14 protein-coding genes are annotated in these 14,507 nt (G+C 65.9%); 11 read left to right on the top strand and 3 right to left on the bottom strand.

Annotation, left to right across the window (positions count from 1 at the left end):
- Positions 1–69 precede the first annotated feature (69 nt).
- The 9 genes from ACORQU_RS01240 to ACORQU_RS01200 all read left to right on the top strand — a co-directional run bounded on the left by ACORQU_RS01240 (position 70) and on the right by ACORQU_RS01200 (position 9,752).
- Complete coding sequence (locus tag ACORQU_RS01240) at positions 70–600, top strand: single-stranded DNA-binding protein (RefSeq protein ID WP_271645194.1); 531 nt, start codon at positions 70–72, stop codon at positions 598–600.
- Positions 601–1,094: 494 nt separating this feature from the next.
- The gene (locus ACORQU_RS01235; protein WP_491642884.1) at positions 1,095–1,913 is read left to right on the top strand and encodes an HDOD domain-containing protein; all 819 of its coding nucleotides are present in this window, start codon (positions 1,095–1,097) and stop codon (positions 1,911–1,913) included.
- A 194-nt stretch (positions 1,914–2,107) separates the two neighbouring features.
- On the top strand, positions 2,108–4,081 hold the full coding sequence (locus ACORQU_RS01230) for an OPT family oligopeptide transporter (protein ID WP_491642883.1): 1,974 nt from the start codon (positions 2,108–2,110) through the stop codon (positions 4,079–4,081).
- 90 nt (positions 4,082–4,171) lie between these two features.
- Positions 4,172–4,720: a P-loop nucleotide/nucleoside kinase family protein gene (locus ACORQU_RS01225; RefSeq protein ID WP_491642882.1), complete on the top strand. Its 549-nt coding sequence runs from the start codon at positions 4,172–4,174 to the stop codon at positions 4,718–4,720.
- Positions 4,721–4,757: 37 nt separating this feature from the next.
- On the top strand, positions 4,758–6,893 hold the full coding sequence (locus ACORQU_RS01220) for a S9 family peptidase (protein ID WP_491642881.1): 2,136 nt from the start codon (positions 4,758–4,760) through the stop codon (positions 6,891–6,893).
- A gap of 345 nt (positions 6,894–7,238) precedes the next feature.
- Positions 7,239–7,649 carry a roadblock/LC7 domain-containing protein gene (locus tag ACORQU_RS01215; protein ID WP_491642880.1) on the top strand — a complete coding sequence of 137 codons (411 nt, stop codon included), beginning with the start codon at positions 7,239–7,241 and terminating at the stop codon, positions 7,647–7,649.
- A gap of 104 nt (positions 7,650–7,753) precedes the next feature.
- Positions 7,754–8,116 (top strand): roadblock/LC7 domain-containing protein, encoded by a 363-nt coding sequence (locus ACORQU_RS01210; RefSeq protein WP_491642879.1) that lies wholly within the window; start codon positions 7,754–7,756, stop codon positions 8,114–8,116.
- 135 nt (positions 8,117–8,251) lie between these two features.
- Positions 8,252–9,208, top strand: a complete 957-nt coding sequence (locus ACORQU_RS01205; RefSeq protein ID WP_491642878.1) for a hypothetical protein — start codon at positions 8,252–8,254, stop codon at positions 9,206–9,208.
- 31 nt (positions 9,209–9,239) lie between these two features.
- A complete protein-coding gene (locus tag ACORQU_RS01200; RefSeq protein WP_491644893.1) occupies positions 9,240–9,752 on the top strand; it encodes a GTP-binding protein in 513 nt (170 codons plus the stop codon).
- A gap of 312 nt (positions 9,753–10,064) precedes the next feature.
- On the opposite strand, the gene mctP is transcribed toward ACORQU_RS01200, so the two are convergent.
- The 3 genes from mctP to corA form a co-directional block, all read right to left on the bottom strand.
- Positions 10,065–11,570, bottom strand: coding sequence for a monocarboxylate uptake permease MctP (gene mctP / locus ACORQU_RS01195; protein ID WP_491642877.1), 1,506 nt, complete (start codon positions 11,568–11,570; stop codon positions 10,065–10,067).
- A complete protein-coding gene (locus tag ACORQU_RS01190) occupies positions 11,567–11,749 on the bottom strand; it encodes a DUF3311 domain-containing protein (protein ID WP_271645200.1) in 183 nt (60 codons plus the stop codon). The genes mctP and ACORQU_RS01190 overlap by 4 nt, the downstream gene beginning before the upstream one ends.
- Before the next feature lie 229 nt (positions 11,750–11,978).
- Positions 11,979–13,019 carry a magnesium/cobalt transporter CorA gene (corA, locus tag ACORQU_RS01185; RefSeq protein ID WP_491642876.1) on the bottom strand — a complete coding sequence of 347 codons (1,041 nt, stop codon included), beginning with the start codon at positions 13,017–13,019 and terminating at the stop codon, positions 11,979–11,981.
- Positions 13,020–13,139: 120 nt separating this feature from the next.
- Here corA and ACORQU_RS01180 point away from each other — a divergent pair, with 120 nt between their 5' ends.
- Both ACORQU_RS01180 and ACORQU_RS01175 read left to right on the top strand, forming a co-directional pair.
- A complete protein-coding gene (locus ACORQU_RS01180) occupies positions 13,140–13,505 on the top strand; it encodes a PadR family transcriptional regulator (RefSeq protein WP_271645202.1) in 366 nt (121 codons plus the stop codon).
- Positions 13,502–14,404, top strand: a complete 903-nt coding sequence (locus ACORQU_RS01175) for a sensor domain-containing protein (RefSeq protein WP_271645203.1) — start codon at positions 13,502–13,504, stop codon at positions 14,402–14,404. Before ACORQU_RS01180 ends, ACORQU_RS01175 begins: the two co-directional genes overlap by 4 nt.
- Positions 14,405–14,507 lie beyond the last annotated feature (103 nt).

The following is a 14,507-nucleotide window of genomic DNA, read 5'->3' as shown; positions in this document are numbered from 1 at the left end:
GGACCGGCGGGCTATAATCGAATGTTGTTGCCTGCGATCGGCGGGCGGACCTGACGGACGGATTTTTCTATGGCACGCGGCATCAACAAGGTCATCCTGGTGGGCAACCTGGGCAATGACCCGGACACCAAGTACACGCAGAGCGGCATGGCGGTCACCCGCATCAGCCTGGCGACGACCAGCGTGCGCAACGACCGTGAAGGCAACAAGCAGGAACGCACCGAATGGCACCGCGTGGTGTTCTTCGGCAAGCTCGGCGAGATCGCCGGCGAGTACCTGCGCAAGGGCTCGCAGGTCTATGTGGAAGGCGAGCTGCGCTACGACAAGTACACCGGCCAGGACGGCGTGGAGAAGTACAGCACCGATATCGTCGCCAACGAGATGCAGATGCTCGGCGGCCGCGGCGAAGGTGGCGGCGGCATGGGCGGTGGCGATCGTCCCCAGCGCGCCCCGCGCCAGGAATACGGTGGTGGTGGCGGTGGGCAGCGCGGCGGCGGTGGCGACAGCTACGGCGGCGGACAGCAGCAGCCGCGGCGCCAGGCGCCCGCCCAGCAGCCGGCGCCGATGGACGATTTCGCCGACGACGATATCCCATTTTGAGCAGCGTCTGACCTGCATGCGCAGGGGACGTTGCCTGCTTGCACAAGCGCCGGTTGCCTTCCAGCAACCGGCGTTTTGTTTTTTCGATTTCGAGCTTTGATGGTGTGCGCATCCGGTAAGCGACGGCTGAGATCACCGCACCGTGCGCATGCGGTCACCCTGTTTCTTACGACCCATCCACCAGTGCCCTGGGAATGATGGCCGTCAGGCCTGCCTGCAGTGGTCTGAGACGGACCATGATGGAAAGGACAGGTGGCCCCAGGCGTATTGGGGTTCGTGATGCGCCGCGAGGTCCTAGTGGCATGATGTGCCCGTGGTCGGCGGGTGTCGGAGGGGGCATCGGGGCACGCGGGTTTGCCCCGATTGCTGGTCATGCCGCGGCGCTCTAATGTCGGCGCGACCGGTGACCGAGGGCTTGAGTCGCTCGCCTGACGGAACGGTTCATGGGGCGCTCGGTCCGACCCAGACGCAGGTCTATTCACGTGGAGGGATGCATGAAGCTGGAGACGCTGTTCGACAAGCTGCACGAGCTGCCGACGATTCCGAAAGTGGCGCAGGAGCTGATCCTGCAGTTCGACGATCCCAAGACCCATATCGACAGCCTGGCGCGCAACATCGAGCGCGATCCGGTTATCGCGGCCAAGGTCCTGCGCCTGGCCAATTCGGTGCGGTTCCATGGGACGCGCGACTCGACCAGCATCGACGACGCGGCGATGCGCGTGGGCTTCAACACGCTGCGCACCCTGGTCCTGGCCTCGGCCATGACCGGCGCGTTTCGCACCAACGCGGCCTTCGACCTGAAGCAGTTCTGGCGGCACAGTTTCGAGGTTGCCAGCATCTGCAGGCTGCTCGCCCGCCAGCGCGGGGTCGATCCGGACACCGCCTTCACTTGCGGAATGATGCACAACCTGGGCGAGTTGCTGATCCAGACCGGGGCGCCGGAATATGCCAGCCGCCTGCGCACCACGGTTTCGTCGGCCGCGCATGCCGCCGATGAAACCCTGCAGCTCGGCTTCGGCTATCCGGAAGTCGGCGCCGAACTGGCCAGACGCTGGCTGTTGCCGCAGATCATCCAGGACGCCATTGCCTATCAGGCCAAGCCGCGCCAGGCTCCCGAAGGCGACCAGATGGCGCTGCTGGTCGCGCAGGCGGCGCACATCGCCGATGCGATCGAGCGTTTCGGCGGCGCTGGCGAGGCCGCGCGCGAAGCGGTCGAAGGCCCGCTGATGGAAGGGATCGACCTGGACCAGCTCTTCGAAGCGCTGCCCGAGGTGGCCCAGGCCGATCGCGCATTCTCTGAAGTGCTGGCCTGAGTCGCCCGCACCCGCGCTGCGGCCGAGGAGGCTCGCACGTGCGGTGTCTGCAAGTCTGCGCAGGCCCCGTGCCTGGCTGAGGACGCTTGCCTGCCGAATCTGACGTCGCCGCCGCGCGCGCGACGGCTTGGCTGGACTTGCCACCCCCCAGACGCTAGCGTTGGGCGGATTTTTTGCCATCAGGGGTGAACCCAATGAGCCAAGCCGCGCCACCGCGCCAGCTCACCTTTCGTGCCGTCGTCCTGGCGGTCGTCCTGGCCGTGGTGCTCTCCGCGGCCAATGCCTACCTGGGCCTGTTTGCCGGGTTGACCATCGCCACGGCCATCCCGGCGGCGGTCGTGTCGATGGGCGTGCTGCGCCTGTTGGGCGGCGGCACCATTCTGGAAAACAACATCGTCCAGACCGGGGCTTCGGCGGGTTCGTCGATTGCTGCGGGGGTGATCTTCACCATCCCGGCGCTGGTGATCATGGGCTACTGGCCGGACTTCAAATACTGGTGGGTGCTGGGCATCGCCGGCCTTGGCGGCTTGCTGGGCGTGCTGTTCTCGGTACCGCTGCGGCGCTCGATGATCGTTGAAGAACCGCTGCCGTTCCCCGAAGGCAAGGCCGCTGCCGAGGTGCTCAAGGCCGGTGAAAACCCGGGGCCGGGGCTGAAAATCCTGGCCCTGTCCGGCGCGATCGGGGCCCTGGTCAAGCTGGCCGCCGCCAGCGGCCTGCGTATCATCCCCGATACCTGGCTGCAGTCGGCCTATGTGGGCAGTTCGAAGCTGACCGCCTTCATCGGCACCAACCTGTCGCCGGCCCTGCTGGGCGTGGGCTATATCGTCGGGCTCAACGTCGGCATCGTGGTGGTGTCCGGGTCCATCCTGTCCTGGCACATCGCCATCCCGCTGTACCAGGCGTTCTTCGCCGGCAGTGATCCGGCGCTGGCGCAATCCATCGCAGGCGCTGGCTCGGCAGATGCCGCCTACGCCATCTGGAGCGCCAAGATCCGCTACCTCGGCGTGGGTGCGATGCTGATCGGCGGCATCTGGACGCTGTTCTCGCTGCGCAAGTCGCTGCTGGGTGGCATCAAGAGCGGCTTTGCCGCTGCGCGCAGCAGCGCAGGCAGCGCCGCCCTTGCCGAGACCGAGCGCGACCTGCCGATGAAGTGGATGCTGGTGGCCACCGTGGTGTTCACCCTGCCGCTGCTGGGCCTGTACCAGGCCATCGTCGGCCAGTGGCATGTGTCGATTCCGATGGCGATCATCATGGTCGTGGCCGGCTTCCTGTTCGTGTCGGTGTCCGGCTACCTGGCCGGTCTGATCGGCTCGTCCAACAACCCGGTCTCGGGCATCACCATCTCCACCATCCTGTTCGCCTCGGTCGTGCTGGCGCTATTGATGGGCAAGAGCGGGCTGACCCCGGTGGGCAGTGGCGGCGCGCCGCTGGGCGCGGTGGCTGCGATCATGATCGGCGCGGTGGTGTGCTGCGCCGCGGCAGTGGGCGGTGACAACCTGCAGGACCTCAAGGCGGGCTATCTGGTCGGCGCCACCCCGTGGAAGCAGCAGCTGATGCTGGGCATCGGTGCGTTCTCGTGCGCGCTGATCATGGCGCCCGTGCTGAGTCTGCTTTCGCAGGCCTATGGCATTGGCGCACCGACGCCGGAGCATCCCAACGCGCTGGCGGCACCGCAGGCCAACCTGATGGCCTCGGTCGCGCGTGGGCTGTTCGGCGGCCAGCTGCCGTGGACGATGATCGCGCTGGGTGCGGTGGTCGGCGCGATCGTCATCGCCATCGATGAGTGGCTCAAGAAGACCGGCAAGCGCTTCCGCGTCCCGGTGCTGGCCGCCGCCATCGGCATCTACCTGCCGCTGGAACTGATGGTGCCGATCTTCCTGGGTGGACTGATCGCGCATCTGGTCGAGCGCTTCCACAAGGTGCGTGCCGATGACGAAGAGGCGCGCGATCGCGTGCATCGCCCGGGCGTGCTGTTCGCCGCCGGCCTGATCACCGGCGAGGCGCTGATGGGTATCGCCATCGCCGTGCCGATCGTGGTCTCGGCGCGTGCGGACGTGCTGGCGCTGCCCGAGCTGTTCCAGCTCAACCAATGGGTCGGCCTGGCCGTCCTGTTCCTGGTCGGCTGGCTGCTGTATCGCACCGGCAAGAAGGGCGAGCAGGCGGCGTAGTGTGACGGAGCAGTCCCGCTCCGATGTGGCCCTGTCCCGCTTGTAGCGAGGTCCTAGCCCGACCTCGCAATGCCCCCGTTCGCCCAACGCATGAACTCCACGTCCACGCCAACGGCCACGCGCAGGATCGTGCTTGTCTCGGGTGCTCCGGGGGCCGGCAAGACCACCCTGGCCGTTCCGCTCGCGCAGCGTTTGGGACTGCCGTTGTTCTCCAAAGACTTCATCAAGGAGACACTCACAGATGCCTTGGGCGCCGACGACGGGGGCCTGCAGGCGTCGCGCAAACTGGGCGGTGCGTCCATGGAGCTGTTGTGGATGCTCGCCCAGTGCGCGCCAGCGGCGGTGCTGGGGGCCAATTTCCGGCCGCACAGCGAGTATGAGCGCAATCGGATCGCTGCGTTGGACGCTCGGGTCGTCGAGGTCCATTGCGACTGTGGGCTGGACGAAGCCGCCAGGCGATTTGGCGAACGGGCGGCCAGCACCGGCCATCATGCCGCGCATCCGCTGCGGACGCTCGACGCTCAGGCTCTGGCCGAGTACGACCGCCCGCTGGGGATCGGCCAACGGATCCATGTCGACACCAGGTCTCCTGTCGACCTGACCGTGCTTGTCCAACGGATCTTGCTGGCCTGGGCATGACGCTTCGATGGCCGCGCCCGCTTTGCCTGGACAGGTCATGGCGGCCTACCATCGGTCACTTTTCGCAGTTTCCGGAGTTCGCGCCATGACGCTACGTCCCGCCTTGTTATCTCTCGCCTTGATCGCCGCGCTGCCGGCCGCTGCCGCCGAACGCGGCTTCGACGTGCACGACATGGTCAAGCTGGATCGCGTCTCCTCGCCGGTGCTTTCGCCCGATGGCGGGCGTGTGGTGTTCGCCAAGCGGGTGATGAATGAGGCGGTGACCAAGGCCAGCACCGCGCTGTACCTGCGCGACCTGCGCACGCGTGATCTGGCGCCGCCCAAGCAGATCACCCCGCAAGGCTGGAACGTCAATTCGCCGGCGTTCTCGCCCGATGGCCAGACGCTGTATTTCCTCTCGTCCAAGTCCGGCAGCCAGCAGCTCTACGCGATGCCGGCCACCGGCGGTGCGCCACGCCAGGTGACCGATTTCGCGGTGGACGTGGACGGCTACAAGCTCTCGCCGCAGGGCGACCGCGTCGTCTTCAGCGCCGGCGTGTTTCAGGACTGCGGCTCGGACCTGGGCTGCACCAAGCAGAAGCTGGAGGACGCCAAGCAGTCCAAGACTACGGGGAAGGTCTTCGACCACCTGTTCGTGCGTCACTGGGACACCTGGAACGATGGCCGCCGCAACACGTTGTTCGTTGCGCCGCTGCCGGCGGCCGATGCCAAGCCGGTGGTGGGCGCCTCGGCCATCAGCGCCACGCTGGACGGTGACGCGCCGTCAAAGCCGTTCGGCGGCATGGATGATGTCGCCTGGTCGCCGGACGGCACGTCGGTGGTGGCCAGCATCCGCGTGGCCGGGCGCGAGGAACCGTGGTCGACCAACTTCGACCTGTACCAGCTCGACGCCAGCGGCCGTGCGGCGCCCAAGGACCTGACCGTGGCCAACAAGGCCTGGGATGCAGGCCCGGTGTTCAGCGCCGACGGCAAGACGCTGTACTACCGCGCGATGAAGCGCCCTGGCTTCGAGGCCGATCGCTTTGGCCTGATGGCCATGAACCTGGCTACCGGCAAGACGCGCGAGATCGCGCCGAAATGGGACCGCTCGGCCGATGGCCTGCAGGTCTCGGCCGACGGCAAGACGCTCTACGTGCCCGCGCAGCAACTGGGCCAGCATCCGTTGTTCGAAGTGGACATCGCCACCGGCGGGGTGTCGCAGATGGTCGGCGGCAACACCGTTGCCGAGTTCGATATCCAGGGCGGCACGCTGGCGGTGATGACCAACTCGCTGCAGACCGGCAACCAGCTGTTCACCGCGCCGGTGGCGAAGGAGAGCAGCGGCGCAGGCGCCAGCGCGATGCGTGCGATCACCCAGAGTGCGGGTGAAATGCTGCCCGAGGTGAAGTTCGGTGAGGCCGAGCAGTTCACCTTCAAGGGCTGGAACAACGAGACCGTCCACGGCTACGTGGTCAAGCCGTGGAACTACCAGGAGGGCAAGACCTATCCGGTGGCCTTCCTCATCCACGGTGGCCCGCAGGGCAGCTTCGGCAACAGCTGGAGCTACCGCTGGAATCCGCAGACCTACGCCGGTCAGGGCTACGCGGTGGTGATGATCGACTTCCACGGGTCCACCGGCTACGGCCAGGCCTTCACCGATGCGATCAGCCAGCATTGGGGCGACCGCCCGCTGGAGGACCTGCAGAAGGGTTGGGCGGCCGCGCAGCAGCAGTATGCCTTCCTCAACGGCGACAAGGCCTGCGCGCTGGGCGCCAGCTACGGCGGCTATATGACCTACTGGATCGCCGGCAACTGGAGCCAGCCCTGGAAGTGCCTGGTCGACCACGACGGCGTATTCGACAACCGCATGATGGGGTACAGCACCGAAGAACTATGGTTCTCCGAGTGGGAGAACGGCGGCACACCGTGGGAAAACCCGGAAGGTTACGAGAAGTTCAATCCGATCAACTTCGTCAAGAACTGGCGCGTGCCGATCCTGGTGATCCACGGTCAGCAGGATTTCCGCATCCCGGTCGAGCAAGGCCTGGCGGCGTTCACCGCGGCCCAGCGCAAGGGCATCGAGTCCAAGTTCCTGTACTTCCCCGACGAGAACCACTGGGTGCTCAACCCGCAGAACTCGATCCTGTGGCACGACACGGTCAATGCCTGGCTGAAGGAGCACATCGGTCAATAGCGACCCGGGTGTCTCATCACCAAGTGGCGCGGCGGGGCACCCAGTGTCCCGCCGCGTCGTTTTGGGCAAGCGCAAAATGCACCGCTCGACTTGATCACCGATCCGGGCAGGGCGGGGTGATTGAACCAGGCCATTTTGTCAGGCTTTTAATGTGACTTAAGTCTCTTTTTTGCGAGAAAAGCGACGTGATGCGCATCGTGCGCCGGGTTGTAGACGCGTGAAGAGACACGGCTTCACTCACAATATCGTTCGTGACCGAGGCCACAAAGTTGGCACGCGCCATGCTTGAGGACGTCCGAGATCGGAGGAAAGCACGACGTGGAACGTGGAACGGTGGAGAAAGTCATGAGTGTGATGGGCGAATTGGGCCGTGAAGCCGACCTTGGCAGCCGAGGGGCGGTGCTCGAGGAATTCCGGCGCACCTGCGAACGCACGCCCGGCATTTGCATGCTGCTGCTGTCCACGGCCGATGGGCGCTCGGTGGCGGACTGGTCCACCCTGGACGTCGATCCGCGGCGCCTGTCGGCGATGACCAATTCGTTCCTCACCCTGGGCGAGACGGTCGCCCGCGAGCTGGGGATGGGCTCGGCTGACTACGCCACCATCTGCACCCAACAGGGCAACATGGTCTTGATTCGGTTGGATCTGGGGCGACCCATGACCCTGGCCGCGATGGGAGCCTCTGAAATGAACCTCGCCGTTCTGTTGTTCGGTGCGCGCGAGTGTGCGTCGCGATTGAAGGCGCGGCTGACCTGACTGATCGCCGGTTCGCTTGCAACGCCACCCTGGACGGCAGAGCAGGGGAGGCACCTCATCTTCCCGGGCGACCGGGTCCATCACCAACCTACGGATGTTTTTTCATGGCAAACCTCAAACTCGACGACCTGCACAACATCGCAGGCTTCATCGGCGCGGCGCTGGTGGACAGCGACAGCGGCATGGCCCTCGGCATGACCGGAGGCGGTGGCGCGATTGACCTGGAAGTCGCTGCCGCAGGCAATACCGAAGTGGTGCGCGCCAAGCGCCGCGTGGGCCAACAACTCAATCTGGATGACACCATCGAGGACATCCTGATCACGCTCGGCAAGCAGTACCACCTGATCCGCCCGCTGGAGACCAACGGTGCGCTGTTCCTGTACGTGGTGCTGGACCGCTCGCGCGCGAACCTGGCCATGGCCCGTCACGAGGTCAAGGCGTTCGAGAAGACGCTCGACTTCGGCTGAGCCAGTTCCCTGGGCGCAGACCCTTGAGCGCAGCGCCTGGATCCAACGGTGAAGGCGCCGCGCCGATGTCCAGCGCCTTTTTGTTTCGCCTCCACTGGCCCTACCGTCATGCATGCCCCTCCTCGTCGATTGCTCGTGGCGTCCGCAGGCCTGGACCTGCTGCCGGCCACCCGCCTGAAGGTCGCCAGTTCGCTGCTCATGGCTGATCGCCTGGAGGTCGCCGTGGTCCCGTGGACTGGGGCAGCGGTAGACCTGCTGATGGCCGATGCAGCCTCATCGGAAGGCAGTGCCGCGATTCGCGAGGCCTGGGCCGCGCGCTTGCCAGTGGTGACCTTCACCCGCGAAGCCGGCGCCCGATCAGGCACCGCTGCCGAGCTGTCGCCCACCGCCTCGGTGCGGCAGATCGCCGACACGCTCAAGACCGCGCTGGCGGCTGGTGCCCGGCAGGGCGAACCTTTGGCGCCTCGCTCGCTGCGGCTGGTTGATCTGTTGCGGGTGGAAGCCCGCCCGCTGGGCGAGCCCCACGGCCGGACGCTCATGGAGCTTGGTCTGCTGCGCGTGGTGGTTGATCCGATGGCGACGCGCCTGCACATGCTTCGGCGGATGCCGCTGGACGAACTGCTTGATGCGGTGGAAGACCCGCGGTGGCAATCCACCCGGCTTTCCGAGTCCGATTGGCAACGCCTCTATCGTCCGGATGTCACGGTGAGCCATCCACTGGAAATGCTGTGGTGGTGGCTGGCGGCGCGCGAACGCTTCGAGTTGCCGGTCGTGTCGCTGGGCGAATTGCGTCTGGCCGCATGGCCAGATCTCGACACGTCCATCACCCCGGTCTCCTGGCTGCCGGTGCTGGCGCAGCTGCGGATTCGTGCCTGGCGGCCCACCGCACTGGCCTCGGCCACCGGTATACCCTTGCCCACCGTGCGCCGCGTGATGACCGCGGCGCAGGTGAGTGGACTGGGGCAGACGGTAATCGACGGTGGGGAGTCAGGTAGCCAGCCCCTGCGACGGATGGCCGAGCCGGAGGCCCGCTCTTTCCTGCGCATCGCACGCAGGTTTGGTCTGAAGTTGATGGGGTTGCAGCGTGACTAACTACTACAACAAGCTGGTCTTCGTCGGCAGCATGGGCGCCGGCAAGACCACGGCCATCTGCTCGATCGCCGATACCGCCCCGGTCAGCACCGAGATGCCGCTGAGCGAGCATGCCACCGAGGAAAAGCACGCCACCACGGTGGCGCTCGACTACGGCACGGTGGAGCTGGAGGAGGGCGAACTGCTGCACCTGTACGGCGTGCCGGGGCAGCGCTACCTGGACTTCATGTGGCCCATGGTGTGCCTGGGCGCCATCGGCGTGATCGTGCTGGTCAATGCCGGCGAGCAGGACAAGACCGAGTCCACCGTGGCGTTGTTGCGCCGTTTCGCCGAGTTGGCGCCCGAGGCCAGTTTCGTGATCGGTGTAACGCGTTCGGATCAGGTGCCGTCCTTCCAGCTGGTGGAATTCCGTGACGCGCTCGGGGCGGCCGGCTTCGGCGTGCCGGTGATGAAGGTCGACGCACGTCAGGCCATCCAGGTTGACTTCCTGGTCAAGACCCTGCTCTCGTGCCGCCACGCCGGCGCGATGATGCTCGAAGGCTGATAGGCAACCGGTGGCCGTCGAAGGTGGAAAGCCAAACCGCGCTCGCTGTAGCGTGGTCTTCCGGCGTGCCGAAAGCGGCGGCTCGGCCTTTTTCGCCGTGGATCGTAACCCGGCGCTGCGTGCCCTTCGACTTGGAATGGCCTCTCATCGGCGGCTGGTGGTGTAGCCGCGCGGCGCACCTGGAAGCGCAGGTTGCACATGGTCCGCTTGCGACTGTGTCAGTCGGCGAAGATGACCCCAAAAGCGAAGGGCGAGGTCTGCACCTCGCCCTTCGTCGTTTTCGCATGGCGGCCTAGGGCCGCGGCTGACTCTTCAGTCCATCTTGGCCAGCGGCTGCGGCTTGCTGACCATGTTGTGGATGGCCTGCACCACCACCGTGACCACGATGTTGATCACCAGCGCCAGCAGCCCGGTGTAGACCGTGTAGCCGGTATCGCCAAAGATCAGGGTGTGCACAGGTTTGACGCCGTCGGCGATGGCCAGGTACGAGCCCACGCCCAAGCCGACGACCAGGCCGGTCAGCAGCGCCGGTGCCCGGAACCAGCGCGACCACAGGCCGAAGGCCATGGAGGGCAGGGTCTGCACGATCCACACGCCGCCCAGCAGCTGCAGGTCCAGCGCGAACTTGGTCGGCAGGAACAGGATCACCACCAGCGCGCCCACCTTGACCAGCAGCGAGACGATCTTGGCGACCTTGGCCTCGCCCGCGGGCGTGACCTGCGGATTGACGTAGGCCTTCCAGAAGTTGCGGGTGAACAGGTTGGAAGCGCCGATGGACATCACCGCGGCCGGAACCAGTGCGCCGATGGCGATGGCGGCGAAGGCGAAGCCCACGAACCACTGCGGGAACAGCGAGTTGAACAGCGCCGGCACCACGTCGTTGTTGCTCTCCACCTTCACGTTGGCGGCGTAGGCCATGTAGCCCAGCAGCGCGATCAGGCCCAGCAGCACGGTGTAGGCCGGCAGGAAGATCGCGTTCTTGCGGATCGTGTTGGCACTCTTGGCCGCGAAGATGCCGGTCAACGTGTGCGGATACATGAAGGCCGCCAGCGCCGATCCCAGGGCCAAGGTGGCGTAGGGCAGGAACTGCGGGCCCTGCAGGATCAGGCCGCTGGGCGGGGTTGCCGGTTTGGCCGCGTAGGCGTCGCGGGCGATGTTGAACACGTTCTCGTAGCCGCCGAGCTTGATCGGCACCAGGACGACCGCGACCAGGACCACGATGTAGATCATCAGGTCCTTGACGAAGGCGATCAGTGCCGGCGCGCGCAGGCCGGCCGAGTACGTATACAGCGCCAGGATGATGAAGGCGGCAGCCAGCGGGAATTCACCGGTGAGCCCCAGCGCCTTGATCACCACTTCCATGCCGACCAGCTGCAGGGCGATGTAGGGCATCGTGGCGACCACGCCGGTCAGGGCGACCATCAGTTCGAGCGGCCGGGACTTGTAGCGGCCCCAGACCACGTCGCCGGCGGTCACATGCCCGTGCTTGTGGGCTTCCTTCCACAGCTTGGGCATCAAGGTGAAGACGATCGGATAGACCAGGATCGTGTAGGGCAGGGCGAAGAAGCCATAGGCACCGACCGCATACACCAGGGCCGGCACGGCGATGACGGTGTAGGCGGTATAGAAGTCGCCGCCGACCAGGAACCAGGTGATCCAGGTGCCGAACTTGCGGCCGCCCAGGCCCCATTCGTCCAGGTGGGCCTCGCCGCTGCCGCGCTGCCAGCGCGAAGCCCAGAACCCCATCACCGTGACCAGCACGAAGAAGAACGCGAAGACGGCCAGTGCCGTCCAGTGGATAGTAGGCGCCTGCATCATTCTTCCCCGTGGGTCTTGTATTCGTGGCGATAGACCAGCCAGGTGATCAGCGAGGTCACCGGGATCCACAGGAACTGGTACCAGTAGAAGAACGGCAGGTCGAACAGGACCGGGAGCTCCTTGTTGTAGAAGGGCACCCACAGCAGGCCAAAGAACGGCAGCAGGAGAAGGTATTTCATCGCGAGGGGATCCTCGAACTCGGATGGAGGGCCATGGCCGGTGGCGCAGCCGTGCCGGTCATGCGGAACGCGGAGAGCGGCCGCATCGTGGTGTCGCAGGTGCGACGAGAATGCGGGCTTTCCCCTTGCGGGAAGGGTCACCCTGCAGTGCACAAGCGTCAATGCATGTGCGCCCGATCACAGCACCTACTTTGGTAGTAAGGCGCCGGTCGCATCACGCAAGCGCAGCTCAGAGCCAGCGTGCGCGCTTGAACAACACGTAGAGCACCACGCACACCACGGCCATGGCGCCGACCAGTCCGGGATAGCCGAAGCGCGCGTGCAGCTCGGGCATGTTCTGAAAGTTCATGCCATACCAACTGGTCATCAGGGTGGGCGCGGCCAACAGTGCGGCCCAGGCGCCCAGGCGCTTGACCGTTTCGCCCTGGCCCAGCGTGACCAGCGAGAGGTTGACGCTGAGGGCGGTGCCCAGCATCTCGCGCAAGGTGTCGATGCCGTCGTTGACGCGCAGCGCGTGATCGTGGACATCGCGCAGGTACAGGCGGATCTCCTCGGGCACCAGCGCGCTCTGGGTGCGCATCAGGTGGGCCAGCACGTCCTGCAGCGGGCCCACCGCCACGCGCATCAGGGTCAACTCGCGCTTGAGGTCGTAGAGCCGCCGCACGACCGCGCCCTTGTAGGTCTCCGAGAAGATGTCGCGCTCCAGCGAAAACAGGGCGTCGCGCGCCTGTTCGATGATCGGCATGTAGTTGTCCACGATGAAGTCCAGCACCGTGTACAGGCAGTAGGCCGGGCCCATGGCCAGCAGTTCGGGCTCGCGCTCAATGCGCAGGCGGGCCGGGGTGTAGGACAGCGAGGCGCCGTGGCGCACGGTGATGAGGTAGCGCGGCCCGAGAAAGGCCTGGGTCTCGCCGTAGCGGATCTTCTCCTCGATGACCTGCACGGTGTGCATGGCCAGGAACAGCGAGTTGCCGTAGGCCTCCAGCTTGGGCCGCTGGTGCGCCTTGCCGGCGTCTTCGATGGCCAGGTCATGCAGGCCGAATTCCTCCTGCAGCTTGAGCAGCACCTCTTCTTGCGGCTCGTACAGGCCCACCCAGACGAACGAGCCGTCGTCATTGGCCAGCACTTCGCTGATCTGGTCCAGCGTCAGGTCGCTGCGCTTGCCGTCGCAGTCATAGGACGCGCAGGTGATGACGCAGGCCGGATTGCCTGGCGTGTTGGGTGCGGGCTGGGGAAGGGAGGGCGAGGACGACGTGGGCAGCAGACTCATGGCGGCAATCCTGCGCTCGGCTGCGTGAACACGGCAAGGTCGAGAAGGGGTGACTACCGGCACATCCGCTATACCGGACTTCGCACTAGTATCGTGTTCAACCTAGTGCGGGAGCCGGTCATGGGCGACGCAGACAACCAGCTGCGGAAATTCCAGAAGGAGCTCAGCGCCGGCACGGTCTCGTTGGCCCTGCTGGCCGTGCTGGCCCAGGCCGACGAGCCCTTGTATGGCTACCTGATCGCCAAGCGCCTGGAGCAGGTGGGTCAGGGCGTGCTGGCCGGCAAGCAGAGCGCGCTGTATCCGGTCCTGCGCAACCTGGAGGCCGCCAGCCTGCTGGACAGCCATGTCGAGCCATCGGCCTCCGGGCCCCCGCGCCGCTATTACCGCATCACGCCGCTGGGGCAAGAGGCCCTGGCGCAATGGGCCGCCGCCTGGCGTGCCACCCGCGATTCCGTCGATTCCGTCCTGAGGGGGACTTCCGCATGAACGCTCAAGGCCTGCCCACCACCATTCCCGAATACCTGACCCAACTGCGCGCGGCGCTCAAGGGCGCCGACCCGGCCATGATCCAGGACGCGCTTTACGACGCCGAGGAATACCTGCGCTCGGAGCTGGCCGAGCAGGCCGGCCGCACCGAGGCCGAGGTGATCGCCTCGGTCGCCGGCAGCTACGGCGCACCGGAGGAAGTGGCCGAGATTTATCGCGAGACCGAGGTGACGGTGAACCGCGCGCTGCGCGCCCCGCCGCCACCGAAACGGCGCTCGTCGATTGGCAGGTTTTTCGGCGTGGCGGCCGATCCACGGACCTACGGTGCGCTGTTCTACATGTTGCTGTCGCTGATCACCGGCACGTTCTATTTCACCTGGGTGGTCACGGGCGCGTCCCTTTCGGTGGGCACCCTGATCCTGATCATCGGCTTGCCGTTGCTGGTGCTGTTCTTCGGCTCGATCCGGGTGCTGTCGCTGGTCGAAGGACGCATCGTGGAGGCGCTGCTGGGCCAGCGCATGCCGCGTCGCCCGCTGTACACCCAGCGCGACCGACCGTGGCTATCGCGCATCGGCGACATGTTCACCGACCCGCGCACCTGGAGCACCATGCTGTACCTGTTGCTGATGCTGCCGCTTGGCGTGGTGTATTTCAGCGTGGCCATGACGCTGCTGTCGGCATCGCTGAGCATGCTGGCCACGCCGCTGCTGTATTTCTGGGACGACTCGCATGTCTGGGTCGACGGCGTCAGCGTCACGGTCAGCAATGCGTGGGCCATCCCGCTGGTGTGCCTGCTGGGCCTGGTGCTGTTGTTCGTCACCCTGCACGTGGCACGCGGCATCGGCCAGCTGCACGGCTGGTTGGCCAAGCAGCTGCTGGTGCGTTCGCCGGTGGTCTGAAGCGGGGAGTGAGCGTGACGGAGTGGGGAGTGAGTGGCGAAGCGATGCCTTTGCTCAGGTCTTACTGCTTCACGCTCACTCCAGCTTTCCACGCTCAGCCGGC

This window comes from Pseudoxanthomonas sp. JC1303 (genome assembly GCF_058448525.1).
This window is presented reverse-complemented; position numbering and strand designations above follow the sequence as displayed.

Coding starts and splice junctions, on each gene's coding strand:
- ACORQU_RS01220 (WP_491642881.1), top strand. CDS start 4,758: ATGGCGGCCTACCATCGGTCACTTTTCGCAGTTTCCGGAGTTCGCGCC.
- mctP (WP_491642877.1), bottom strand. CDS start 11,570: ATGATGCAGGCGCCTACTATCCACTGGACGGCACTGGCCGTCTTCGCG.
- ACORQU_RS01230 (WP_491642883.1), top strand. CDS start 2,108: ATGAGCCAAGCCGCGCCACCGCGCCAGCTCACCTTTCGTGCCGTCGTC.
- ACORQU_RS01235 (WP_491642884.1), top strand. CDS start 1,095: ATGAAGCTGGAGACGCTGTTCGACAAGCTGCACGAGCTGCCGACGATT.
- ACORQU_RS01225 (WP_491642882.1), top strand. CDS start 4,172: ATGAACTCCACGTCCACGCCAACGGCCACGCGCAGGATCGTGCTTGTC.
- ACORQU_RS01175 (WP_271645203.1), top strand. CDS start 13,502: ATGAACGCTCAAGGCCTGCCCACCACCATTCCCGAATACCTGACCCAA.
- corA (WP_491642876.1), bottom strand. CDS start 13,019: ATGAGTCTGCTGCCCACGTCGTCCTCGCCCTCCCTTCCCCAGCCCGCA.
- ACORQU_RS01190 (WP_271645200.1), bottom strand. CDS start 11,749: ATGAAATACCTTCTCCTGCTGCCGTTCTTTGGCCTGCTGTGGGTGCCC.
- ACORQU_RS01240 (WP_271645194.1), top strand. CDS start 70: ATGGCACGCGGCATCAACAAGGTCATCCTGGTGGGCAACCTGGGCAAT.
- ACORQU_RS01180 (WP_271645202.1), top strand. CDS start 13,140: ATGGGCGACGCAGACAACCAGCTGCGGAAATTCCAGAAGGAGCTCAGC.
- ACORQU_RS01215 (WP_491642880.1), top strand. CDS start 7,239: ATGAGTGTGATGGGCGAATTGGGCCGTGAAGCCGACCTTGGCAGCCGA.
- ACORQU_RS01200 (WP_491644893.1), top strand. CDS start 9,240: ATGGGCGCCGGCAAGACCACGGCCATCTGCTCGATCGCCGATACCGCC.
- ACORQU_RS01210 (WP_491642879.1), top strand. CDS start 7,754: ATGGCAAACCTCAAACTCGACGACCTGCACAACATCGCAGGCTTCATC.